The sequence below is a fragment of the Candidatus Binatia bacterium genome (assembly GCA_026415395.1).
Taxonomy (GTDB): Bacteria; Desulfobacterota; Binatia; order HRBIN30; family HRBIN30; genus HRBIN30.
This window is the reverse complement of record JAOAHD010000007.1, coordinates 358,212-382,174: the sequence shown is the minus strand read 5'-3', so window position 1 is coordinate 382,174 and position 23,963 is coordinate 358,212. Positions and strand designations below refer to the sequence as shown.

The 23,963-nt window shown below is 58.0% G+C and carries 15 protein-coding genes and 1 tRNA gene; 3 read left to right on the top strand and 13 right to left on the bottom strand.

Features of this window, described 5'->3' with window-relative positions:
- Positions 1-1,600 precede the first annotated feature (1,600 nt).
- The 10 genes from N3C12_06220 to N3C12_06175 all read right to left on the bottom strand — a co-directional run bounded on the left by N3C12_06220 (position 1,601) and on the right by N3C12_06175 (position 12,795).
- Positions 1,601-1,684, bottom strand: a tRNA-Leu gene (locus N3C12_06220).
- 42 nt (positions 1,685-1,726) lie between these two features.
- Complete coding sequence (locus tag N3C12_06215; GenBank protein ID MCX8072031.1) at positions 1,727-3,148, bottom strand: aldehyde dehydrogenase family protein; 1,422 nt, start codon at positions 3,146-3,148, stop codon at positions 1,727-1,729.
- A gap of 9 nt (positions 3,149-3,157) precedes the next feature.
- Positions 3,158-3,937 carry an SDR family oxidoreductase gene (locus tag N3C12_06210; GenBank protein MCX8072030.1) on the bottom strand — a complete coding sequence of 260 codons (780 nt, stop codon included), beginning with the start codon at positions 3,935-3,937 and terminating at the stop codon, positions 3,158-3,160.
- The gene (locus N3C12_06205; GenBank protein MCX8072029.1) at positions 3,927-4,655 is read right to left on the bottom strand and encodes a gamma-glutamyl-gamma-aminobutyrate hydrolase family protein; all 729 of its coding nucleotides are present in this window, start codon (positions 4,653-4,655) and stop codon (positions 3,927-3,929) included. The genes N3C12_06210 and N3C12_06205 overlap by 11 nt, the downstream gene beginning before the upstream one ends.
- A 2-nt stretch (positions 4,656-4,657) precedes the next feature.
- Complete coding sequence (locus N3C12_06200) at positions 4,658-6,055, bottom strand: glutamine synthetase family protein (GenBank protein MCX8072028.1); 1,398 nt, start codon at positions 6,053-6,055, stop codon at positions 4,658-4,660.
- A 2,670-nt stretch (positions 6,056-8,725) separates the two neighbouring features.
- Complete coding sequence (gene yihA / locus N3C12_06195; GenBank protein ID MCX8072027.1) at positions 8,726-9,343, bottom strand: ribosome biogenesis GTP-binding protein YihA/YsxC; 618 nt, start codon at positions 9,341-9,343, stop codon at positions 8,726-8,728.
- A 13-nt stretch (positions 9,344-9,356) separates the two neighbouring features.
- Entirely contained in the window at positions 9,357-9,968 is a 612-nt protein-coding gene (locus tag N3C12_06190) for a hypothetical protein (protein MCX8072026.1), read from the bottom strand.
- Positions 9,965-10,318, bottom strand: a complete 354-nt coding sequence (locus N3C12_06185) for a hypothetical protein (protein ID MCX8072025.1) — start codon at positions 10,316-10,318, stop codon at positions 9,965-9,967. The genes N3C12_06190 and N3C12_06185 overlap by 4 nt, the downstream gene beginning before the upstream one ends.
- Positions 10,319-10,362: 44 nt before the next feature.
- Entirely contained in the window at positions 10,363-11,094 is a 732-nt protein-coding gene (locus N3C12_06180; GenBank protein ID MCX8072024.1) for a competence/damage-inducible protein A, read from the bottom strand.
- Between the two features lie 51 nt (positions 11,095-11,145).
- On the bottom strand, positions 11,146-12,795 hold the full coding sequence (locus N3C12_06175) for a thiamine pyrophosphate-binding protein (protein ID MCX8072023.1): 1,650 nt from the start codon (positions 12,793-12,795) through the stop codon (positions 11,146-11,148).
- A 334-nt stretch (positions 12,796-13,129) separates the two neighbouring features.
- Between N3C12_06175 and N3C12_06170 the strand changes: the two genes are divergently transcribed.
- Together N3C12_06170 and N3C12_06165 are read left to right on the top strand one after the other, a co-directional pair.
- The gene (locus tag N3C12_06170; protein MCX8072022.1) at positions 13,130-13,489 is read left to right on the top strand and encodes a hypothetical protein; all 360 of its coding nucleotides are present in this window, start codon (positions 13,130-13,132) and stop codon (positions 13,487-13,489) included.
- Positions 13,490-13,933: 444 nt separating this feature from the next.
- The gene (locus N3C12_06165) at positions 13,934-15,739 is read left to right on the top strand and encodes a CoA transferase (protein ID MCX8072021.1); all 1,806 of its coding nucleotides are present in this window, start codon (positions 13,934-13,936) and stop codon (positions 15,737-15,739) included.
- A 1,455-nt stretch (positions 15,740-17,194) separates the two neighbouring features.
- On the opposite strand, the gene N3C12_06160 is transcribed toward N3C12_06165, so the two are convergent.
- Entirely contained in the window at positions 17,195-18,178 is a 984-nt protein-coding gene (locus N3C12_06160; GenBank protein MCX8072020.1) for a transposase, read from the bottom strand.
- A 2,076-nt stretch (positions 18,179-20,254) separates the two neighbouring features.
- On the opposite strand from N3C12_06160, the gene N3C12_06155 reads away from it, so the two are divergent.
- On the top strand, positions 20,255-20,698 hold the full coding sequence (locus N3C12_06155) for a universal stress protein (GenBank protein ID MCX8072019.1): 444 nt from the start codon (positions 20,255-20,257) through the stop codon (positions 20,696-20,698).
- A 2-nt stretch (positions 20,699-20,700) separates the two neighbouring features.
- Here the strand turns inward: N3C12_06155 and N3C12_06150 are convergent, their stop codons facing one another.
- Together N3C12_06150 and N3C12_06145 are read right to left on the bottom strand one after the other, a co-directional pair.
- Complete coding sequence (locus N3C12_06150; protein ID MCX8072018.1) at positions 20,701-22,275, bottom strand: hypothetical protein; 1,575 nt, start codon at positions 22,273-22,275, stop codon at positions 20,701-20,703.
- A gap of 7 nt (positions 22,276-22,282) precedes the next feature.
- On the bottom strand, positions 22,283-22,756 hold the full coding sequence (locus N3C12_06145; protein MCX8072017.1) for a TIGR00725 family protein: 474 nt from the start codon (positions 22,754-22,756) through the stop codon (positions 22,283-22,285).
- Positions 22,757-23,963 lie beyond the last annotated feature (1,207 nt).

Genomic DNA, 23,963 nt, shown 5'->3' with positions numbered 1-23,963 from the left:
CCAAGAAACATCCGTGAAATGGGCCAGGATCCCCAGCCCGTTTCGCCAGTGGAGCATCAGTCTATAGACACCCACGAATAGCTCAGGAGCCCCGACTAGCTCCGCCGGCTCGGGGCTGAATCGACTATCCGCTCAGGGTGGTCCCTGACGAACCGGTCGCGGACACCCTAGACAACCTACCGATACCCAAGATGAAAACGCCAGCCCGCGGGGCAATCCCGGACCGCTGTTCATGCGCCGATGGCGGTCCGGGACGCGGATCTTGGAGCCGGGCACCGCATACCCACAGGGCAGAGACTTTGCCCTTGCGCTCCCCTGATAAGTCAAACCGGCCCCAAAAAATCGACTAACTGCCCGAGCCAGGAGCATGACCTGGTAGGTGGCCTCGCTCTTCTTGGTGACAGGTCACGACCGGCTCAGCGAGCATGGAGAGACGAGGGAGGAGCGACAAGGGAGGAAAAAGCAGGGAGGAATAATCAGGGCACAACCTCCGAGTTTCTCGGGCTCCTCGCGGCGCGGACTGCGGTACCATGCTCGAGTTGCAACCCACAGGATCCTGCGAGAGCGCGGGCAGACTTCGGACCCTGTCGGAAGCCGAGCTCCAGCCTCCGGATCCTAGGATTGGGGCAGCCAGATCTAACGTCGTCGCGGTTTTATACGCGAGTCTGCTCTCGTCCCTCAGTAGGGCCAACACCCTCACGGAGGCGCTTTGGCTTCAGGTTCGCACCTCGAAAATGCGGGTTTTCCGAGCCAATCCAAGAAACGGGGGAATCCGGCAATCGCCTCCAAAAGGGGTGCTGATCCTGGGTGTGAGTCAAAGAAGGGGGCATCCAGGTTTTGCGTCACTTCGCAAGAATTCCAGCCTGCCGAGTCAAACAGAGCAGACACAAAGAGCAAGCGTGCCGCCGTCGCCCGCTATTGGCCCCGCCGAAAATGTCGGTGTCCACCATCCACCCGTCCACGATTCGTCCCGCCCTCCACCAGGCATCCCCCCCATGCTCCCGGTCTGCACGACAGAGCCGGCCTTCTGCCGGGCCTGAGCATGCAACGGAAGCACGGAGGTCTTTTTCAGCCGCAGCTAGCTACCCCGAAAAGTGGGTGTCCGGGATCCGTCGCGGAAACGTCCGGGATCCGTCCCGGAAACGTGGGTGTTTACGATCCGTCTCCACGATCCGTCCCGTCCTATTGACCCCCAATTGACCCCGCCCAGCAGGTGGGTGTCCATGATCCCTGGTGGGTATCCATGATCCCCTACTCGTGGCCCACTCCTCGTTGGACAGTGGGTGCCCAGGATCCATCCCCATGCGGAAACGTGGGTGTCCATGATCCATGTCATGATCATCCATAACCATAACCTACGCTTGCCGAAGCGGCGGGTGTCCACCGACCGACCTCCACGACCGATGGCCATGACCCGGCCCCCATGATCCTTCTAATTCGTACGCGATTCGTCCTGGATTCTGCGACTGTTGGACATCTGTCAGAGGTGCACGAGGCTCGAACTGAGTTTCCCCCTCGCGCGCCTGCTGGTGGACGCACAGCCGTCCGCCAGGCGATGGCGTGTCTGACGCCGCTCTACTCTATCAATGCGATGGATACATGCCGGGGGCGGGACTCGAACCCGCACGGGGATAACCCCAAGGGATTTTAAGTCCCTTGTGTCTGCCGCTTCCACCACCCCGGCCCTTCCGCGCCTCGAAATCAAACTATCCCGTAAACTAATTGGTCAGGCAGGTTCCGTCTCAAAGTAAATGTTCCGGACCTCGCTGTACTGCTCGAGCGCGTGCATGCCCAACTCCCTGCCCAAGCCGGATTGCTTCATCCCTCCGAAGGGAGCTTGTAAGTGTACGCTACTGGAGGAATTCACAGAAAGCACTCCGGTACGCAGCGCCCGTGCCACGCGCAAACCGCGCTTCAAATCGTTGGTCCATAAGGAACCAGAGAGGCCGTATATGGTGTTGTTCGCCAGCTCGATGGCCTCTTGCTCCGTATCGAAGGTCATCACGACCGCCACGGGACCAAAAATTTCCTCTTCAACCACCCGCATTCCCGGGCGCCCGCCGTCCAGTACCGTGGGCCGCAGGAAGAACCCCGGGCGTGCCAATCGCTCCCCCCCGCAGATCTTCCGAGCCCCCTCTCGCCGGCCAATCTCGATGTAGCTCTCTGAAATCTCTCGTTGTCGCTCCGAAATCAGTGGGCCCATCTGAGTGTCCTGTTGCAAAGGATCGCCAACAACCCAGCTCTGGGTAACGGCGGCGAACGCCTCCAAAAACCGCGCGTGGGCTGAGCGTTCAATCAAGATACGAGAGCGTGCACAACAGTCTTGACCCGCATTTGCGAACACCGAGGCCGCCGCTTCGTGAGCCACCACTTCAATATCCACGTCGGCAAAAATAACATTCGGGGACTTTCCACCGAGCTCGAGACCCACCCGTTTAATCTGCTGCGCAGCGGTGGCCATAATCGCGCGCCCGGTTGCGGTCTCACCCGTGAACCCAATTTTTGCCACGTCGGGATGTGCCACGAGTTGATGGCCGATTTCAGCCCCCTTGCCGGGCACCACGTTCACAACCCCGGGAGGTATGCCTGCTTCGAGGGCAAGCTCTCCAAGGCGCAGGGCCGTGAGAGGCGTCAAACTCGCGGGCTTCAACACCACTGTGTTCCCGCACGCAAGCGCGGGAGCCAGCTTCCACGTCGCAATGACCATCGGGAAGTTCCACGGGACAATCAGGCCCACGACCCCAAGTGGAACACGAAGTGTCAGGTCAAGCCCACCTTTCTTTACGGAAATCGTATTTCCGAAGAACTTGTCGGCCGCCCCCGCGTAGTACCGAATCGTTTCTACAACATGACTTGCTTCCCAACGAGCATCGGCAATCGGTTTACCGACGTTCCTGGCCTCGATCACGGCCAATTCTTCCGCATGAGCCCGCACAATATCGGCAAACCGGTAAAGGATTTCTCCTCGGGCAACTGGAGTCAGTCCAGACCACGCGGGTAACGCCTTCTTTGCCTCTGCCACTGCGGCATCCAGATCATGACTGGAAGCCGCGGCCACTTCGGCAAGCGGCTGCCCGGTCGCCGGCTCGATGACAGTAATCACACCCGCTCCATCGAGGCGCCGATCCCCAATTATTAGCTTTTCCATGATCGCTTCTTACTCCGGAGTCACGTACGCAGCAGTAATGCCGCCGTCCACCAAAAACGTTGTGCCGGTGATGTAAGAGGACTCGTCGGACGCAAGAAACACCACCGCGCGTGCGATTTCGTCGGCCTCCGCGAGCCGGCCCATGGGAATGTGAACTAACCGCCGGGCACGACGCGCGGGATCCGAAAGCAGTGACTGAAGTAAGGGCGTGTTCACTGGGCCGGGGCACAGCGCATTCGCACGAATGCCTCGACGGGCGTACTCCACCGCTATCTCACGGGTAAGTGCCAACACGGCGCCTTTTGACGCTGTGTAGGCGCTCTGCGAGGTGGCCGCGCCCATCAGTGCTACGAAAGACGCGGTGTTGATCACGGAACCACCCCCGGCACGTAGGATGGCAGGTATTCCATACTTGCAGCCGAAAAACACCCCTTTCACATTGACGGCAAGCACGCGATCCAACACCGCCTCGCTGGTTTCAGTGACCGAACCGTCTTCGTCCGGGAAGATGCCTGCATTGTTGAACAACACGTGCAGCGCGCCGAATCTCTCCTCCGCAAAGCGGATCATCGCCGCACAATCGCCCTCACGGGAAACATCCGCTGAAAACCATGCAACCCCCGCGCCGCTTTTGTCCAAGTCGGTAGCCAGCTTTTGAAGGGCCGCTGCGTTGAAATCCACAAGCACCAAACGAGCGCCTTCTTCGCAAAAGCGCCGCGCGGTCGCCTCACCGATACCCCCGGCTGCTCCCGTTAACAAAGCGACCTTACCGGCAAGTCTACCACTCATTGCGCCTCCTTGCGTGCACTGAAGCTGCATCGATGAATGCCGCAAACAGCCGATCGTGTTTGGATCCACTTGGCTCCATTTCTGGATGCCACTGTACGCCAAAGCACCATGGATGTCCCCGATGTTCTACTGCTTCGATGAGGCCATCTTCAGCCCAACCGACCGGCCGAAGGTCAAGAGCCAAGCGGTCAATTCCCTGATGGTGCCATGAAAGGACATCGATCTCCACACAACCTAAAATCTGGGCCAAGCGACTCTGAGGATCCACACGGACGTGATGTCGGCAGGTTTGGCGGGGTGGAATGCGGTGCGCCACAGCTTCTCCAAACACCTCGGGGAGATGCTCATGCAGCGAGCCCCCAAGGACTACATTCAACACCTGAAGACCGCGGCAGATACACAGAATCGGGATGTCTTGTCGCTGCAGCGCAGCCCGCAGCAGCTCGAATTCAAAACGATCGCGCTCCTCGCTGACGGAGTAAATGGTCTCGTGGTGGTCACCGCCATAAGCCTCCGGCGACACATCCCCACCACCCGAAAAAACCAACCCATCCACACGATCGAGCAACCTCACCGGTTGCGCCATAGCCGGAGGCAGAATGACCGGGTCTCCACCCGCGGCAACAACGCGATCCACGTAACCTACAGGTAGACTGAAGCAAGGAAGCTCCGAATCGTCACGCGCGTAAGAGGTAATTCCGACGACCGGCGCTGGCATGCCTACGCCCGCTCCAGATAGCGCTGTCGCTCCCAAGAAGTAACAACCTCCTCGAACTTCCGCTGCTCCGTTCGCGCAAAGTGAATCAAATGTTCCACAACGTCTTCACCGAAGGCTTGGTAAAACAGCGGAGAATCTTCGAATGCAGCAATTGCTTCGGGCAAGCTGCGCGGAACGGAAGGCAGCGTCGTGGCTGCGTATGCGTCGCCACGAAACATCGGCGGCGGTTCAATTTTGTTTTCGATCCCGTCGAGTCCGGCAGCTAGCGTCGCAGCGAAGGCCAGGTAAGGATTAGCGTCGGCGCCCGGGATGCGGCATTCCACTCGTAGCGAGCTGCCGTGCCCGACCACGCGGAAACCAGCCGTGCGATTGTCGTACGACCAAGCGATTGCAGTGGGAGCAAAAGATCCAGAGCGAAAGCGCTTATAAGAGTTCACGTAAGGAGCGAACAAGAGCGTACACGCCGGCGCGTGGTGAATCAGCCCCCCGAGCCACCATCGGAAGACCTCAGAGAGGTGGCTGAGGTCTCCATCCACGGGTGCTTCACCTGCAAAGAGCGCTTCGCTGCCATCGATGGACCACAAACTCGAATGCAAATGCATGGAGCTTCCCGCGTGCCGCTCATCGAATTTCGCCATGAAGGTAATCGCCAGATTTTGTTGGATGGCCACTTCCTTTGCGAGTTGTTTGTAGATCGCGTGGCGATCGGCCATTTCCAAAAAGTCAGCGTAGCGGATATTGATTTCGTGTTGCCCCGGACCCCATTCGCCCTTAGAGAATTCTACCGGAATCCCCGAGGCCTCCAGATGGCGCCGAATCGCACCAATCAGGCCTTCGACCTTGAAACCCTGCAGCGTGTGGTAGTCTTCGATGTACCAGCCAAAGGTTTCCAGTTGCTCAAAGTTTTTCTGCTTTGCCGATTCGTAGGTCTCCCGCAAAACAAAGAATTCCAATTCTGACGCACCCATTGGGCAGAAACCTTTTGCTGCTGCTCGTTCGACCTGACGCCGCAAAATGGTGCGAGGCGCAACGGACACTGGTTCGCTGGTTTCCTCGTTCAGCACATCGCAGAGCACAATGGCCGTGCGGTCGATCCACGATGCACGCCGCAACGTGCTAAGGTCAGGCAGGCAACGAACGTCGCCATAACCCTTTTCCCATGACGCAAAGCGGTAGCCGGGGACCGGGTCCATCTCCATGTCGCACGCGAGCAAATAGTCGCAAGCATGCATCCCATGATGAGCCACTTCCTCACAAAAGAACCGTCCTGAGATCCGTTTCCCCACCAACCGGCCGTAGAAGTCGGGAAACACAGTCAGAACAGTGTCGATCTCGCCCTTGCGGACCGCCTCATCGAGCTCAGGCTCCGACAGTCTTCCGTTCGTGGCGTGGCTGGACATGCACGCCCGTCTAGCACGAGGAAAAAAAAAGGGGAGCCACTTACGCGAAGCGCTGAAACGCAGCGGCGCGGAGGTTCTACGGGTCCACACTCCCGCCCACGGAACAGCCTATTGATTATGTGAGACCGCAAACTCGCGGGGTGACCTCCCGAAGGGTCGTTTCTAACCGGATTCTCAAACTCTCCTAGGCTCTCACAAGAATTCGGAAATTGAAATCCTGCACACCTACTGAAATTCTAAAATCCCGTATAAAATCCTGGACACCCACGAATTCGCAGATGAACTCCTGGGCACCCTCGAATTCGCATGAATTGCCATGAATTCCCGTGAGCACTTGGATGAATTCCTGGGTGAACTGCGGGATGCATTACAGTAGGATGAATTGCAGGACACCCACCGATGAATTGCTAGAGAATTGGTGAAAAAATTGCTGGGCACCCACCAAGTTGGTCGCATTTCTGGCCAGCGATCGAATTCTTGACCCAACTTGGGCAGACTCGTTCTGGACACACTTCTTCGAGCCGCACTTCCCTACCACCCGCACTTCCTCGCCACCCAAGGATTCGTAGCGCCCGACAATGTTGCGCGTGGTCTCAAGGCTTCCCCACAAGACCTAGTCAGCGGGGGGCGCCGGAAACCGACAACGAGTTCTTGCCGATTGCGAAGGTCCCGCTTGTGGATCCCGTTCGTGGACACCCACGATACTTGCCTGCACTTGCCGAGCTTGTTTTGGCTACCCAGTTCACCCCCCTCCAAGCCAACCCTGGCCATCCGGGTGCCGGTTCCTCCGGATGCTGTCGGCAGCGCCCACTCTGAAGCAGATAGAATCCTGGATGAAGCAGATAGAATCCTGGACACCCAAGAATTCGTAGGAGCAAACTCCTGGAGACCCACGAATTCGTGAATTCGTGGATGAACTGCTGGACGCCCGCGAAATTGATCGCATTTCTCGACACCGATCAAATTCCTTGAACAATTCCCGAAGACCTATCCTGCCCTCCCTTTCTGGAGACGCACTTCATGGAGATCCACCCTTCTTCGACATCCATGAATTCGTAAAGCCCGACGATGTTGGCCAAGGCCTCCGGGGCTCCCTGCAGGACCTAATCAGCCGGAGGTCCGGCTCGTGGACACCCACGATACTCGCCTGCATTTGCCGCGTTTGTTTTGGGAACCCAGTTCACCCTCCAAGCCGAGCCTGCCCACCCGAGAGGCGGTCCCCCCGGAAGGTGCCGACTGGGCCCTCTTTGAAGCGACGCGTGAATCAACAGTGAGCGAGTTTCTGGACATCCACCGAGTTTCTGAACATCCACGGTACTGGACTAGCCTTGCCAACTTTGTTCTGGGCCCCGACTTCCCGCCCTCCATGGCAACCTGCCAGGGCACTCTGTCCAAATGAGGAAGGTTCCGGAAGGTTCGTGGAGGAAGGCTCGTGGACACCCACCGCTTCTTGTAAGCCGTTGCCAAGCCTTCGTAACGCCGCGGCTCCCTCAGGCCCCCTCGGAGCGAACCGGATCCCGGCTCATTCGGCGACTCGAGTGGGGAGGAAGCTTAGGGGAGGGCACCGTCCATCGAAGCTTCGCTTTATACGCTTGATGGAGATCCAACCGGGATCCCTTGCCAGGTGGCCAGATACTGCCTGCGCCGACACCCGGAATGTGCCAACCCGTAACCAGCCGCGATACCGAAACTGGATTTTGTCGCCTTCCTCTCCGAGTCCGGCCCACAGGCGAGGCTCGAACCGCGGCTTCGGGTCTTTAAAGTGCAACGCAAGGAGCGGGACTTTCGGAAGGTCAATTCGGCGAGAGCGGAATACCACGCAAGTGCACCGGACATAGACGAATCCGATGGTCCCTTCGTCGCGAGGCAGAGATACACTGTAAGACGAGTCACGAGACGCAGACGACCCGGGTCTCCCGTCCCCGTGAGCGTCTCACAACTTCTGAAAGGCGCATTTTCGCTTGTTGCACCTGCTGTGGGAGCCAACCCCTGTTTCCCCACAAGTTGTGTGTGGCCCCTGGCATTTCCAAAACGTTGTGGGTGTCCGCTGGCATTTCCTTTCCTCCACTGGCATTTCCTAGCGTTGGCGTTTCTCCACTGGCGTTTCACCCAGAACGAGTGCCAGCCCAAATTAGTGGGTCTCCACAAAACCCGCCCCTTGCGTTTCTCCACTCGCGTTTCACCCGAGCGAGGCCCGGTCAAAAAGAGTGCGTGTCCAAGATCCGCGGGGTGTCCGAAATCCGGTGCCCAAAATCCGTTGCGGGTTTCACTCGCGGTCCTCGGGTTTCACCCGGAGCGAGAGCCGACAAAAAGAGTGGGTGTCCAAGATCTGCGAAAAGAGTGGGTGTCCAAGATCTGCGTCCAAGATCTGCGCACGGAGCGAGAGCCGGTCAAAAAGAGTGGGTGTCCAAGATTCGTCCCAAGATTCGATCTCCAAGATTCGATGTCCAAGATTCGATCCAGGATCCGTTACGATCAAAATCGGATTACAAAGCGCGCAGCCCGAGATCCGCTTGGTCCGGAATCCACTTAGCGGCCGGGCTCTTCGAGGATTGGCACGCTGAACACGATTCGTTGAATAGGGAGCTACCGCACAAGTGCTCCGGACATCTCCCCAACAAAATGAAATTATACCGAGCTCTTGGGAGCTTTCCTGAACTCCCGCTGGGCCTAGCGTTGCGCCTGAGCCTTCTGTGGTGTGTCCAGGCAATGGCGAAAAATCACTTGCCAAATCTGTGGTATCCCCTCACCCGTGATAGCTGAGGAAACAACTAATTCGACGCCTACCTGGCCTAGCTCAACAGCGAGCTCACGAGCCCTTCTGACTCTCTCGCCTTGTCCCAGTTTATCCGCCTTCGTTGCCACGACGAGGCAGCTAATCCCCAGGGCGCGCAGGCGGCTGATCATTTGCCACTCTTCTGCCTCCAACCCGCGGCGGATATCCGTAATGAGCAACGCTGCTCGCAACTGGTGCCGAGTTTCCAAGTACAGTTGTAGGAGCTCAGACCACTGCGCCCGCATTGCTGGAGGCACCTTCGCAAAGCCATAACCCGGCAAGTCGGCGAAAATCAGCGAATCATCAACAAGAAAAAAGTTGATTTGTTGGGTTCGACCCGGCGTCTTGCTGACACGCGCAATACCGCGGCGGCCTCCAAGCAAACGGTTCAGCAAGGAAGATTTTCCCGCGTTGGAGCGGCCGACAAAGGCCACCTCAGGATAAGCAAACCTGGGAAACTGTGAAGGCGAAGCCGCGCCCACAAGGAAGCGTGCCTGATGCAGTCGCTTCATGGTCGCGCACGCGTCAACCTGAGCTTGGCCCTGGCGTTGCTCTCAAAAGTCGCTCAATCCCGCGCACGGTGTTCACAAAAGTCTCCCTCCCGGCACTGTCCAAAACGGCGCGAGGAAACGGCACCGGAACTTTCTCACGCGCTGTTGTACTGTAAATTAACCGCGTCTTTTTACCGTCAGGCGACGGTTCCAACCGGTACTCTCCTTCGATCTCTTGAGCCTGCGATCGCAGCGTTCGAAAAGTCACCCGATGCTCTTCGGGATGCAAGGTGAACTCCATTTCGTACCGCAATAAGGGCAGACTCAGTGCTTGGATCCCGAGCTCTACCCGTTTGACATTTCCTAGATCTTCGATCAGCCGCGAGATTTTGAAGTTGGGCACCGTCGCCTCAAGGCGTTCTACCTGCCAGACGACAGCCTGGACTTCCTCTACGGGAGCTGGCAGCAAAGCGACAAAGCGGCTGCGAGTCGTCCCATCGTCGTGCTCGATCTTCTCCTCGACAATCTCCTGGAAGGTTCCTTCCCAACGACGGGCCTCGCGCCGCATTTGGAGCTGGTACAAGCCGAAAGCCAAAGCGGCGGTAGCCAACACCGCTATGCCTGTAACCAAAAGCTTCCGGCTCAAGTTCTCCCCGTCCTCCTTCGACGCAACGGTTTTTGCTCTTCGGTCGGGCTGAAGTACAAAGGCTCCTCGCCACGAAGCATGGCCGGCGTTACCACGTAGTTCCCCCCGAGGGCTGGTTGCCAAACCTTCTTCGCTGTACCAACGTCACCAAGCGTCACGACGTACGCGAGCGATCCCGTAATGCCTCCGACCCCCGCCCAAGCGATCTTTGCCGGCACATAAAACAGGTTACACACGACAGCGAGGGTACCCCAGCCCAAATCACTCAAAAAATCATCGTCTGCGTATGCTGGCCAAGACAGCAGGGTAACGCCAAGCAGCACCACTGCAAATTTCTTCTGCAGCACCATGGCCACCTCCTCACTTGTCAGTTTTTCGCGAGTCTGCCACAGATCTACTCAGTGCGCACTACCAGTTCTGCGGGAACGTGCGCGAGGAAGTGTGCGAACGCCTCCTCAACGTAAGTTTGATCCTTCGACTCGAAAGTCACCCTGACGCGATAATCGGGATCGTTCCATTTCGGGTAAGAGCCCAGGAGAAGCTCAGGGAAAGCTGCCAGGGTAGCGTTTAGATAGGGAACCAACTCGGTTTCCGCCGCGCGAAGATAAATTACCCGCAAGTGGAAGGGGGCGGACCGGAATCGGGATCGAATTGCCAGGAACTTGGCACGAAAGAGTTCCGGAATCCCAGGTAGGATGAAGACATTGCGAACAACCACTGCCGGGAAGACGAGGTCTTCACCAAACAAGAGTTCAGCACCCTCTGGTACTTCGGCCAACTTCAGTCGAGCATCCCCAATTTCGCCGCCGCTGATGTTTTTTAGTCGGCTTTCCAGCAACGGATGCCGAATCACCTTCACACCGAAAGCCTGGGCTACACCCGAAATGGTGACATCGTCATGGGTCGGGCCCACACCCCCGGAAGTGAACACCCAGTGAAATTTCCTCGAGTAGTCGGAGACCGCCTCCGAAATGGCGCCAACCTCGTCTGGGATTACGAGGATCCGCTCGAGACTTACGCCTAAAGCACGAAGCTCCTGTGCAAGGAAGCCTGAGTTTGTATCAACTACCTTGCCAGATAAAATCTCATTCCCAACTACGACAACTGCCGCTGTACTGTCGCTCACAGGCCGACACCGTAGCTCCCCGCAGCAAAGACCCAGAGAGGGAAATTCTTGTTAAATCGAAATCGCATCTTTCCGAAATTCGCTCGTGCCGATCTTGATGTTCACTAGGGCGGGCTTGCCTGCAGCCAATGCACGTTCGATCGCTGGGCGGATTTCCTCTGGACGCTCGCAGTATTCACCGTGACCACCAAGAGCCTCGACTACGCGGTCGTAACGCGTGTAATCAAGGCCGGTCGCTACCGCCCGCTCGCGCCCGTAGAGCTGAATCTGGCCTCTCCGAATTTGCTGCCAGGCCGCGTCGTTTCCAACGATCCCAACCACCGGAATTTTTTGGCGGATCATCGCTTCAAATTCCATTGCGTGCAGGCCGAATGAGCCATCTCCGTAGATAATCACGACAGGGTGATCGGGCTTCGCCAACTTTGCAGCCATTGCGTAGCCTGGCCCAACGCCAAGTGTTCCCAGTGGGCCAGGATCGAGCCAATGGCCTTGCTCGTAAATACGCAGGATAGAAGCTGCTGTGGCGACGAAATCTCCCCCGTCGCCGATTGCGATCACATCGCGCCCTACGGCATCCGCGATCTCTTTACACGCACGGAGCGGATTGATTGGGACGGCGTCCGATTCCAACTCCGGACGCATCCGCTCCCACTTCTCGTGTTCTCGCCTCCGAAGCTCATCAACCCAAGGCTTGACCAGCGCCCTGTCGAAGCGCTCGCTCTCCGCTAGATGAGTGAGCTGCTCCATCACGAGGCCGGTATCCCCGACGATTCCCACCTCAATGGGCCGGTTCCTGCCGATTTCAGCACCGTCGAGATCCACTTGGATCACCTTGGCTGCGGGATTAAAGTGCGTTTCCCTTCCATATCCCAAACGGAAGTCCAGGGGCGTCCCAAAGATCAAAACTACGTCCGCTTGCCGTAACGCCTCCTTCCGCGTTTGTGAGAAAAAGTATGGGTGATCCGGCGGAAGCGACCCACGTCCCAGCCCGTTGACATAAACCGGGATTCCAAATGTCTCCACGAATTTTGGGTAGGCCTCTCGCCTCTTTGACCATCGCAGTTGTGACCCAACCAGAATCACTGGTCGCTGTGCAGAGCGCAATAACTCAAAGGCACGCTCGACATACCGCGGGTCTCCCGCAATACCGGCTTCAGTACGATACTTCGTAGGGAAGACAATGCGCTCCTCGTCGTAAGTTTGAAACAGTTGGTCGATCGGCATCTCTAAAAACACCGGCCCCGGGAGCCCTGAGGTTGCAATGCGAAAGGCCATTGCCACATATTCCGCCAACCGCCGACCCTCGGGCACCGAAACCGACCACTTCGTGATGGGCCGCATGAGTTCAACGTGGTTCATGTCCTGCAAAGAGCCCATATCGGCAAATGGCCTCGGGCCTTGTCCACCGATGAGAACCATGGGGATGTTTGCGCGATGGGCGCTCGCAACACCTGTAACTGCGTCGGTCACGCCGGGCCCAGCAGTAACTACAGCAACGCCCGGACGCCCCGTCACGCGCGCCCACCCGTCTGCAGCATGCGCAGCGGTTTGCTCGTGGCGCACGTCGATCACGCGGATCCCCTCGTCGACACAACCGTCATAAATGGGCATGACGTGGCCACCGCAGAGCGTGAAGATATAAGGGACATTTTCAGCCTTTAGAGCGCGCGCGACCACGCGCCCTCCGTGAATTTCAGCCATAAGCGTAAGGTCCTCTGGACCGACCGTTATAATGAGGGGCTAGGAGAGCCGCAACCGAGGCGAGTTCCAAGGGGCTCGTCTTCGGTCGGAGTAAGCCAATGGCGCCACTGCAGGCGCCGATCGCCCCCACGGAACATAAGCGAACCTTCCCCCGCCCGGCGGATCAACCTCAAAGGCGCAACGGCCAAGAGCTTCGGAAACGCTAACGAGCGTCTGGCTTTCACGGCCTAGGCTAAATCGAGCATTACCCGCTAGGGCACGCCCTGGGAAAACCTCGGGAGAAATAGTGGGCAATAACTGCGGAAAAATTCGTAAAAAACCATGGAAAAAAACCATGGACACCCATAAAAATCCATGGACATCCATTGAAAAAATCCATGGACATCCATTGGAAGACCCGGAAGATCCGTGGAAGGAAAAATCCATGGACACCCTGGAAGATCCCTGGAGGGAAGATCCGTGCACACCCATTAAATCTGAAGATCCCTGGACAAGCCCGCGGACGCCTAAGAATCCGCAAGGCAAATGGACCGCGCACGTAGCCAGCGGGGAGGCCCGCTATGGACAAAGGTTGTGGACACAGGTTGTGGACACCCACGATGGACAGGTTGTGGACGGTGGGCTGTGGGTGGGCTGTGGGTGGGATGCGGAGTTGGGCTGTGGACACTCCAAAATAGATGGCCCTGGCCACTGATGAGCCCACTACTCTCCCTCCCCTTCAGGCAAAGCCACATTGGCGGCAGGGCCCGACCGTTGAATTAACTACATTCGTCGAGGCACGCAGAGTTACGACACTCGATACTGATCGGCGTTCGCTTTGTGTGACACGTGTCCATTGGCACGGGACAATCCTCGGCATACATGTCGAGCACCAATACCTTTGCCCCCCGACTCGTGCAGGTATTTCTTCGATGTTTCAACATGTTGTGTGCTGAGGACGGCTCTGGAACACCGGATCGACAACTGCACGATCCACAAAGCAAACCCCCTCAAGCTGACTGCGCCTCTGCTGCTCACCTGCCCCCCCTTCTAGGCCGGCCCCGCCTGGCGGGCGAATATGTGGCTGTCCACAATGCCGTCATCTCGGGTTTTCCGATAGCTTTAGGAAATATTTGGCCGGTAAAGGAATTGTGAAACCATGGCCCAACCACGACACCCTCCCCTTCACGGTTTCCGAATTTTGGAATGGGGTGGATGGGATGCCGCGATCGCCGGTCGGATTCTTGCTGGCCTCGGAGCGGACGTCTGTATGGTTGAACCGCCCGAGGGTCACCCTCTGCGGCGTGGAGCCCCGAAGGTGATGGGCGGGACACTGGAGGAGTCGAGCAGCCTACATTTTTTCTTCGCCGCCTGCGGGAAAACCAGCGCGGTGCTGCCACCGCAACGGAGCGAATTTTCCAACTGGCTCGCAGTCACTCTGAATTCGGTTGATGCCGTCATAACTTCCCGCAGCACGCACTTTCAGGCTGCCGATGAGCGCGTGCTCGCGGAACTACTTTCTGCCAGTGACTGCCGCGTTTGGATTCGCATCGATCCTTACGCCGACGAAACGTATTCTGAACACACCACGGCCCCGAACTCCGCAGCGGAGCTTGTGTCTTCGTTTAACTTCCTCGTGCGTAACATCGTCAGCATCTGGGCAGCGGCGAGTTGTGTTGTAGGACTCGTGAACGCATCAATAACAGACTATCGGGAAAGCTTGCACTCGAGCAGCATCCTTGCGGAGCTATTCAGCCTCTTCGAACGTAAGGGCCAGCGGTCAGAGAGCTACTGGGACCGGGGTTTCAAGATCCTACCCACCCAAGACGGATGGATTGCCACGACAATCCTGGGAAACTGGTCAGCCCTTGGGCACGCGATTCGGGAGGCCGGGGGCCCGCATTGGCTATCCGCGCATGAGTTGGAGGACGTCAGCGTTCGTTACGATCGCGCTGAGGAGATTTTCAACGCCTTGCGTGCGTGGTGTCGCCACTGGAAATCCAACGCTCTCACGGTCTGGGCACAGCTAAGAAGAATTCCGTTCGCATCTCTACGCCACCCAACCCAAGCTTGTGCCGACCCGCTCCTCCGCCAACGGCGGTTTTTCTTCGAGGGCCCGAGTGTAGGACCAACAGCGCGCCTTTGGCATCCTCGAGTTCCGCTAGTTCTTCGGGGTTGCACTCTCCCAAACCTGACTTGTCTCCCTAACAGCCCGTCACGGAAAAAGCCTCTGTGGGATACACGCTCCGCCTGGCGGAATCGCTGCGCAAACAACACCATGATCTCACCACTTCGAGGTATAAAGGTGCTCGACTTTACTCATGCGGTGGCAGGGCCCTTGGCCACCCAACTCCTGCGGCGCTACGGCGCCGACGTAACGAAAATCAACTCCCCATCGAGGACGCGCGTTTCTCATCCAAGCAAGAGGACATTCGAGGTGCTCCACAAAGGCAAACATGACGTCACGGTGAATGCCGAAACAGACGTAGGACGGGCTCAGATCGTGGAGTTCATACGGAATGCCGACATAGTCGTCGACAATTTCAGTGTTCGAGTGATGGACAATTGGGGGCTCAATTATGCATCACTGCGAACGATCAACTCGAACGTCATTCAAACACGAATGTCGGGATTCGGTCTAACTGGTCGCTATCGCCACTGGGTAGCATATGCACCTACCCTGCACGCTTGGGCTGGCCTCAGCTGGCTCTGCGGACGCCCCAAAAACGGGGAGTGGGAGGAGCATTTGCCAATCCCTTACTCCGACATCGTCACCGGGCTCTTCAGTTTTCTGGGCACCGCGGCGGCCATTTTGCATCGAGAGCGATGCGGCCGCGGCACGCTGGTTGATGTGAGCGGCTATGAGTGCTTGCTATTTTCACTCGGCCCTGTCGTCCTGTGGGCGGCTAATCAGCACCTCTGGTCCGACGATTACGAACTTTCGCAGCTTAAAAGCTGGCCTTAACTGCTCCCGCAATCTGATGCTCTGACCAGCATGGCGGCACCAAAAGGTGCGATTTGGCACCTCGCGTTTGGCAGCGCCCTATGTGCTGACCGCGTCGTAGTTCCCGAACGCTGGCAAATACTATGCATCCTCACGAGTAGGCATCGTGGACACGCAACGTGACCCGTACCGTAGACACCCGCGACGTGTACCGTGTGTAACGCGGGCATTCACACAATGTATCGTGGGCAGCCACCGTCAATGTGCCGTCGACAGCCACCATTAGCGAGGCTAAGTGTCCCGTAGCCGTCCTTAGCCGTGTTGGACGCTCATCAATCAATCTGACAAGAAGGGCAGATATCGTTTCGGAGCTCAGGGCCTGCGAGACGCGGAGCCCTAAAGACGGCTGTGCCTAAGAGGGACCGGTTGTAGCCTTTGGTCAGCAGGTTTTATCTATCTTACCTTGTTCCGCCCTGCGGCTCCACACTCCTCTCCGCCAACCTGCCGACAATGGAATTTTCGGGTGGAACGGGTGGGTCAGCGGCGGCCCATGGCGGGAATGGAACCCCGTGTTGTTGATCCAATACTCGATCCGCGAATCGCGTCGCGTGTCCACAAATCAGCCCGTCCACTAATCAGCCGCAAGTCACCCTCTTGAGCTACGTCTCCACAGGTTGTCCGGTGGGCGCCTACGGGTTCGTACCTGTATCGGCTCCAGAGGTGGTGGATCTGGATGAGGCATCTCAGCTTTTATGGGTGTCCATTCAACGATTTGTCCATTCAACGATTTGGTCGGGACAATCTTTCCGTGCTGCCCCACAATGTTTCCGTGCTCCCCAGTTTCGCTGCGCGGCTCCTTATTCTTCTCCAACAGCCTGCCGACAATGGAATCCTCGGGTGGAACGGGGGTGGGTCTGTGGCGGCCCATGGCGGGAATGGAACCCACCGTTGTTGATCCAGTACTCGATCCGCGAGTCGCGTTGCGTGTCCACAAACCAGCCGTGTCCACAAACCAGCCGGAACTCACCCTTATGAGCTACGTCTGCACAGGTCATACGGGCGTGTTTACGGGTTAGCACCTGTATCACCCTCAGAGCCGGCGGTCGTTGCAAATGAGGGATCTGAGCCAATGGTGGGTAACCATTCAACATCTCGTGGGTGTCTGTTCGACGTTACCGGTTCGACGTTCGGTGGGTGTCCGTTCGACCGTCCGTTCGACCGGTTTGGTGGGTGTCCGTTCAACCGAAACATGTTAGACAAAAGGCCGGCGCCAGCCCCCCACAAAAGCCCGGAGCGAGCAAGGCGCGCCGGTCACAGCTGACACCGTCGCCTAGGTAACCCCTTCGAACGCAGCGCAGCACAACGTGTCCGCTAGGCAGGCTCCTTACGCGCTTGCGAACCCAAGACCGCCCTAAACTTTATAATCTGGCGGCGAGGTAATTTACGCGACGCGTCGCTTTAGGACAGCCTCACCGTCTAGGCCGCTCGGCGATACAGTAGCCGAGCGGCAGCAGCCCCCCTCGACCGCTTTCGTCCCCATCGAGCACAGGCAACCCTCAGACGGTCAACATGCCCGACCATCCCGAAGAAACGCAAGCTGTAGGTACGAACAGCCTGAACAAATGCTCCGGGATCTAGGCCTACAGACTCGACTGTATTCGCGGCCGCTCCTGAAAGGCGCTCCGCTTTAGAGACCTTCAATGCATGGGCGGTCGCCCGAAGAAGCTCGAGGTAATTCGTAAAATCAACGGGAATTACACCTAGCAATTCCCGTTTCGTGTCGCTCGGACCGATCGCACTTAGGTGCCCAGCCTCACTTTGGAACTTGGCCAACCAGGTCGATTGCGGCCGATTTCTCAACCGCTCCCCTATCGAGCTGAAACGCGAGTCTCGCAACTTGCCGACAATGCCAGCCCTCACTTCGTTTAGGTCCACGTAACACATGCAGGTCACTACAGCTCCTTCATCGAGTAGCGCCTGGCTCTTAAACCGGCCCTCCCAGAACCGCCCTGTGCACCCGTCCTCCCGATTCGCTCGGCGAGCAATCGATTCGTTCAGGCACCGCATGAACCAACTCAGATCAGCCAAGCGCTCTCTCCAACGATCCACAAATCGCTGGCGCATGTTTACGGGAATTTGCAACAACCGATCGCTGCTGCGCTTAAACAGTTGCCCCCAGCGGGCTACTACTTCATGGTCTGACCACTCGCGAGCGCGCGCAGGCTCAAGCGCAATGACAAGGTGATAGTGGTTGCTCATAACAGCGTAGGCAAAGACTTTCACCGCGAAGATGCCCGCCAGTGTCCTGATGCGCTCGACCAACCATTCTTTGCGGTGATCGAAATTCTTTCCAGTGTGGAAATCTCGGCCGCAGAGGTGGGCACGGCGTACGCACCGACTGATGACGTGGTAGTACGGTGTGACTGTGACGTCTACCAATTGGCGCCGAGCTACTGGCATCTCAGACCCCGAACCGTGCCAAATTTACTGCAATCTGTGAATATCACTTAGTACATTAATTGTAAAGTAGGCGCCGACATGAAGCGCACAAAGTCAACCGGCGCATTCGCGTCGATCATCTCAATCCACCCATCGCACCCTAGGAAGCGGAAAGGCGACAGCATTCCTTAGCCAAACCCGCTTCTCCTGACATCCGCATACACACCGGCGCGGCTCAACGAGGCGACGTAAAAGCGATTGCTTGCCTATCAGTGAAGCTCGGGTATCTTTCGAAGCCACAACGCCGCCGGGACAACTCCGCTGGCAACCCTTCGATATTCAGCGACACGTACAACCCTTCAGCCCGCGACATCGTGTCCCCTTCTACGCCTCAACCGGGCCTTTGGTCAACGCAAGCCAGCGATCGCGCCAATTACCTAAGTACTCACTAAATAGAGGATCCGTCGGTGACCCCAATCGCGCGTCCCTGAATTCCGGACACCCACCGAAGCCCTGAATTCCGGACACCCACCGAAAGACAGCGACGGGATACCCACTTGCCGTCCACTGCGCCGCCCGTCCAACCCAGCGTCAACAAAAATTCCGCCCCGGCATCGCGGGCCGGGTCACGTAGGCGTTGCAGCATCGATAAAAACCGCAACGCCAACCAACTCGATGTCCCCGTAAGGCGCACATCGCCGAACAACCTCCATCGAGCCCAGCCATTGAAAGCGCTGCCGCACACGCATCCGTGGCGCTACATTGCGCCACGCCTGACAATGTGCCACAGAATCCTTTCGCACGAACTTCGACGCTGGCAGACGTTGCAAGCACGGCATGCCAACGATTTCGGGTCAAGCTTTCCAGCGTCGTCGATCGCGCTCTTCTAATAAGAGGTAGTAAGAGGAGCGAGGCCCGCCCCAGCAGCGAGAATGGCCGAACGCACCAGGAAACGAATCTCCCTAGAGCCGCCGGGAATGTCCGCTTGGTGCAGCGTGAGCCCCCCGGGAACGCTCTGGTCTGGGCGACCTTCGTGAAGCCAGAATGTGGGCAAGACGACCCACCCCGGGCTCGTCACGACTATAGTCGGTAACGCCTCCTGCCGACGGTGGCTGCTCGGTATTCGAGAAAATCGCGGCCGATTTGGTGCTGCCCTCGCGCAAACTCCATGCTTTCTGCTGACTCCGCTCGCCAGGGTACTGCAGCCTTCGGACACTAACCTTGGCCGAAGCTCGCCGTATTTCGCAGATCGAGGCTAATGGATGTCCATTGGGCGTACTCACTGAGCGTACTGGTGGGTGTCCAATGAGCGTACTCTAGTGGGTGTCCACTGAGCGTACTGAGCGTATCCAGTGAGCGGAAGATCGGCGGATGTCCACTGAACCCGCACGCTATTCCCTGATTTCTCGTGGGTGTCCCGAGGACCTCTCCGGGAGACCTCTCTCAGGGGGACTGTCAGGGGACCCTCCACGTCAGTGTCCGTGGGGGGTGTCCTCTGCGAGGGTGTCCATGGAAGCTATCCATGGAGACCAGCGTGGCTGTCTCTGGAGGCCGTCTCTGGAGGCCCAGTCCATGGAGGCCATGTCCATGGAGGCCTTGAGGCCCTCCAAGGAGGCTTGGATACTTCGAGGCTCTCCATGAAGGTGCGCTCCATGAAGGTGCGTGGGTGTCCAGGTAGGCCTCTCCAGGCAGGCCGTGAAGGTGTGTTGGTGTCCAAGCAGGCCTCTTCCAAGCAGGCCTATGTCCAGGCAGGCGCTCTCCACGCAGGCTCGTGGCCGCTGCTGTCCATACAGGCTGCTGGGTGTCGCCCATGGCTCCGACGCGAGCAAGGCGTCGGCTCCGGATGTGGATGTCCGCTCCGGATCCTCCGGATCTTCTGGCCCCCCGATTCAGTGCGGGCACGTTCCGGACTCCCTCGCGGGGGTTACTCTCGGGAGCTATTTTTGTATAATCGCGACGGGATGGGGAACGAGCCGAGCTAGCAATCGGCCTGACTCGCTGCTCATTGAACCAGCCATTGGGAGGAGCTTCTTATTGTGCTTTGCAGCCCAGTGTGGAATGAAAGCCATTGAGACAACGCAGAAAGGAACCCCGTCGATGCCGCGCGAATTTAAAACCATTCTTTGCCCGACGGACTTCTCAGAGGATTCCTACCTCGCGCTCGAATACGCCCGGCAATTCGCGGAGCTGTGGCATGGGAGAATCTTGCTCACCCACGTCATCCATGTCCCCACCGAGTCGCTATTCGACGAACACGGCCGTTGGCAAAGCTCCGACCAAATCGAACGAAGAGCCAAAGACCTTCTCATTAAGGTCCGGGAAGAACGGCTAGCCGGTTTTTCGAACGTGGAACCTTTGGTTGTGTGGGGCAACCCTGTGGAGGAACTCATCAAGTTGTGTACGGAGCGAAACGTTGATTTGCTTGTGATTTGCACGCACGGGCGGACCGGACTACGCCACCTGCTCCTTGGCAGCGTCGCAGAAAACTTAATTCGGCTCGCACCCTGCCCGGTTTTCGTCGTCCGTCGGGGAACAAAGTAATTTTAAGCGCGCTGGACAACGGACCTATTTGGTCTCCTACACCACTGGAGCACGAAGTCCTCGAGAAGAAACCGTGCGTCAACCCGAAGTGTTTTGAGTTGCATGTCCAGTCTCTGCAGGTCAAGTAACGCGGCACACAAATCTCTTGAGCTCCAGGCCAACGCGTCTTGAAATCTCTTGAATAAAACGAACGGGTGAGGCTTCCCGAAGACAGCCATTTGGTCAGAAGAAATTCGGGGCAACAATGCCTTACAAAAGGTTCTGTAGTCCGACAGGGAGCGCCGCAGAGCTACCGCTGAAGCGCTGCCCTCGCCTTCACCGCTCCCCATCGCACTCCAACGAGGTGGCCTGCTCTCCGCCCCAGCCGACCGCCTAGAGTTCCCATCCTTCGCTCCGAAACCTGCTCTACCCGAATTCACCGCTGAACGCTGGTTATTGTTCACCAGAAGGTCACCTTCAACGTATTCGCGAACCGTGAGGAGGTTCCGCAATTCTCGAGCCACCAGGTACACAAGGCGGAGCGGCTGTTCACCCTGCCCCAACAAGTCCCGCAGCGTGCGAAGGGAGACCGCCAGATCCCTCTTACTCAATGCCGCCGTGAAGTCGAAGACCCAACTCTCCGCTAGGTCCGTAGTCGCTCGGTACACATCGTCTGCGCGGACCTCCGCCCGCTCTCCAACCCACAAACAGAGCTTTTCCACCTCGGTCACGAGTTGTTGAACATCCACCCCTGCCCTCTGTACAAGTATTTCCAATGCCTGTGGCTCCAAAGCCTTCCCATTACTCGCGACTATCTCTCTGATGAGAGAGGTCGCAGCACCCCGACTGAGAGCCTGGCTCCGCTCACGTTCCACGGCAAGCACGACGCCAAACCCATCCTGGCAAATTTTCCGCCAAAGGTGTCGCCGCTGGTCTACATTCTCTTCCGTCAGCAACAGGACGACCTTCGGAGCCAAAGTCGTAAGCAAATTGGCAAGCTGATCTTCTCCTGAGTCGTTGCCCGAGCCGCTAGTCTGCCTCTCTGTCACCGCAAAGCGGAAGATCGTCTCCAAAAGCCCCCATTCACTGTCGTCCACCGGTCGGCCAAGTGTTCGTGTCTGTTCCTCTACGGTGGCTGCCGCTTGCCTCAAAGACTCCAACTCCTCCGAGGCCCACCCAGCCGCAGTCAGCAGCGCCATCAAGTGACTCGCCGCCTGGTTTCGACGTCCCGCAGCCCACTCCTCCAGGATTCGATCGACACCTTTGGTTTTTGTCTGCGTACTGGCAAGCACCCCAGTACTGCTCAGCCAAAGAATCTTCGGCCCAGGCCCAAAACCTGGGGTTCTCGCACTATTCGCCACCCGCCCCCAGTCCACGTGCTCGCCCTCGTACCGCTCCACATTCCAGCTTCGGTCGGATGCAGGCACCAGCAATTCGATCAGAGCGCGAGCCGCCCGATCGACTAAATACCTGTCTCCTACAAAAGCATAGATCGGCCGGATCTTACCAGCCCGAATCTCCTCCAGTACGGGCTTCAACAAAGAGAGGTCCACATCGGACCGATCTCGCCGCGTGAAAATCGAGGCATCTGATTTCATCGGGTGGTCACCCCTCTGGCTTTGAACCCTGACTACACAGGCGACACGCCAGATCAACCGCTACGCCAGGGGCGTCGACGTGGTAGATCCCCTTTATTTCACGCCAAGCGCCTAAAGCAACGACCGGTCTACCCAGAACTCGTGCCAAATGAATCTCGGACGCCGTTCCAGCCTCACCCGCCAAAGCAATAACCGCTTTCCCCGATGCCACCACCAACAGGTTCCTTGCATGTCCGAGTCCCGTCCCAATCACTACATCCAGCCAGGGATTGCCGCCTTCCAGTTCAGTGTGCGGCAGGATGCCGACTACGAGGCCGCCCGCCAATTTCGCCCCCCTACTCGCTGCAGCCATGACGCCCCCCAGCCCACCCGTGACGACGACAACCCCTCGCCGAGCCAATTCTGCCCCCACTGCCTCTGCCTGCTTCGCAATCTCAGCGCCACACGTTCCTCCGCCGATCACCGAAATTTGCAACCTCATCCTGAACTCCGCTTTACTCTCATTCAGCTCAAAGAAGCCTGGTACTCATCACTGCGGGTTTCAACACCGTCCAGACTAGCCGGAGTCCCAAGCCGCAATATGCATTCACGAGCTTTCGTAGACGGCGGTAACTGGGCTCAACCCTAAGACACGCACCTCCATTATTCCTCCGCACCAATCTGCCCTAGAGACTGGGCATCTACGCTCCCCTCCCTGCTTATATAAAAGCATCGATCCGCATCCGTGGGTAACACCGGCTTCTCTCCCGGCTTTTTCGTCCCGCTCCATTGGGACCTCCAACCACCCGCTCAGAGGCGTCCAAATCCGGCTCACCATCCTGGCTGCCTGCCCGATCTACGCACCCTCCATCCGTGCGCCAGTGTCAGTGTGATTGGTCTACGCGGAGTACCATAGGGATGGAGCTCCACGCACGAGCTCTTTCACCCCTCGCAAGTTTGATGTGTGGGTGTCCAGTTCAGTGAGTAAATGGCTGTCCACGTTCCTGTGAGTGAGGGGCCCTATACCATACAAATGGCTGTCGACGTTTCTTTGTTTGGTCCACGTTTCTTTGGGGCCCTCTGGTCCGCGATACGTCGCTGTCCACTTCCGGAGCTGCCCACCTCCGGAGGGTCGTTGCCCCCCCAGATTTAGACGTTCCTGTGCGGGTACCCGCCCCACGTTCAGGCGACCGCCACGGACCCGGTCGAGGCGAACGTTCTTGTGTGCGTCCAGGGCCCTCTCCAGGTCCCCTCGCTCGCGTCGGTGTCCATGGATGGGCGTGGGTGTCCATGGATGGATGTCCATCCCCCGGTGGTCGCTTTTCGATGCCTGGGTGTCCGCGAGTCGATTTCTCTTTTGCGTGGGTGTCCATGAGGTGCTTTTAGGTGGGTCTCCACGAGGTGGTTTGCCGGGAGTGGGGTCCCGGGTGCCCTCGCGTGAGTGCCCGCGTGTGCGGGCGCCTCACGCGGGTGTCGATGCGTCGGTGTCCTCCAGTCGTGGATGTGCTCCATTCGCTCCATGCCGGGATAGGATCCATTCATGGGTGTCCACGAGTTGCCCGAGTTGCCTCCATGAGTTGCCTTTCGTTGGTGGGTGTCCACGGGTTGCGTCCACGGGTTGCACCTCGGTGGATGTCCACCAATTGCGGGCGCATGTATTCGCGCCTCCGAGCGGTCCTCTGGATGCCCGCGTGTCGCCGCGCATACCA

What these genes read in the sequence shown, in the direction of transcription:
- N3C12_06215 (MCX8072031.1), bottom strand. Translation starts at nt 3,148, where the DNA reads ATGGAAAAGCTAATAATTGGGGATCGGCGCCTCGATGGAGCGGGTGTG.
- N3C12_06210 (MCX8072030.1), bottom strand. Translation starts at nt 3,937, where the DNA reads ATGAGTGGTAGACTTGCCGGTAAGGTCGCTTTGTTAACGGGAGCAGCC.
- N3C12_06205 (MCX8072029.1), bottom strand. Translation starts at nt 4,655, where the DNA reads ATGCCAGCGCCGGTCGTCGGAATTACCTCTTACGCGCGTGACGATTCG.
- N3C12_06200 (MCX8072028.1), bottom strand. Translation starts at nt 6,055, where the DNA reads ATGTCCAGCCACGCCACGAACGGAAGACTGTCGGAGCCTGAGCTCGAT.
- yihA (MCX8072027.1), bottom strand. Translation starts at nt 9,343, where the DNA reads ATGAAGCGACTGCATCAGGCACGCTTCCTTGTGGGCGCGGCTTCGCCT.
- N3C12_06185 (MCX8072025.1), bottom strand. Translation starts at nt 10,318, where the DNA reads ATGGTGCTGCAGAAGAAATTTGCAGTGGTGCTGCTTGGCGTTACCCTG.
- N3C12_06175 (MCX8072023.1), bottom strand. Translation starts at nt 12,795, where the DNA reads ATGGCTGAAATTCACGGAGGGCGCGTGGTCGCGCGCGCTCTAAAGGCT.
- N3C12_06170 (MCX8072022.1), top strand. Translation starts at nt 13,130, where the DNA reads ATGGACACCCATAAAAATCCATGGACATCCATTGAAAAAATCCATGGA.
- N3C12_06165 (MCX8072021.1), top strand. Translation starts at nt 13,934, where the DNA reads ATGGCCCAACCACGACACCCTCCCCTTCACGGTTTCCGAATTTTGGAA.
- N3C12_06160 (MCX8072020.1), bottom strand. Translation starts at nt 18,178, where the DNA reads ATGCCAGTAGCTCGGCGCCAATTGGTAGACGTCACAGTCACACCGTAC.
- N3C12_06155 (MCX8072019.1), top strand. Translation starts at nt 20,255, where the DNA reads ATGCCGCGCGAATTTAAAACCATTCTTTGCCCGACGGACTTCTCAGAG.
- N3C12_06150 (MCX8072018.1), bottom strand. Translation starts at nt 22,275, where the DNA reads ATGAAATCAGATGCCTCGATTTTCACGCGGCGAGATCGGTCCGATGTG.
- N3C12_06145 (MCX8072017.1), bottom strand. Translation starts at nt 22,756, where the DNA reads ATGAGGTTGCAAATTTCGGTGATCGGCGGAGGAACGTGTGGCGCTGAG.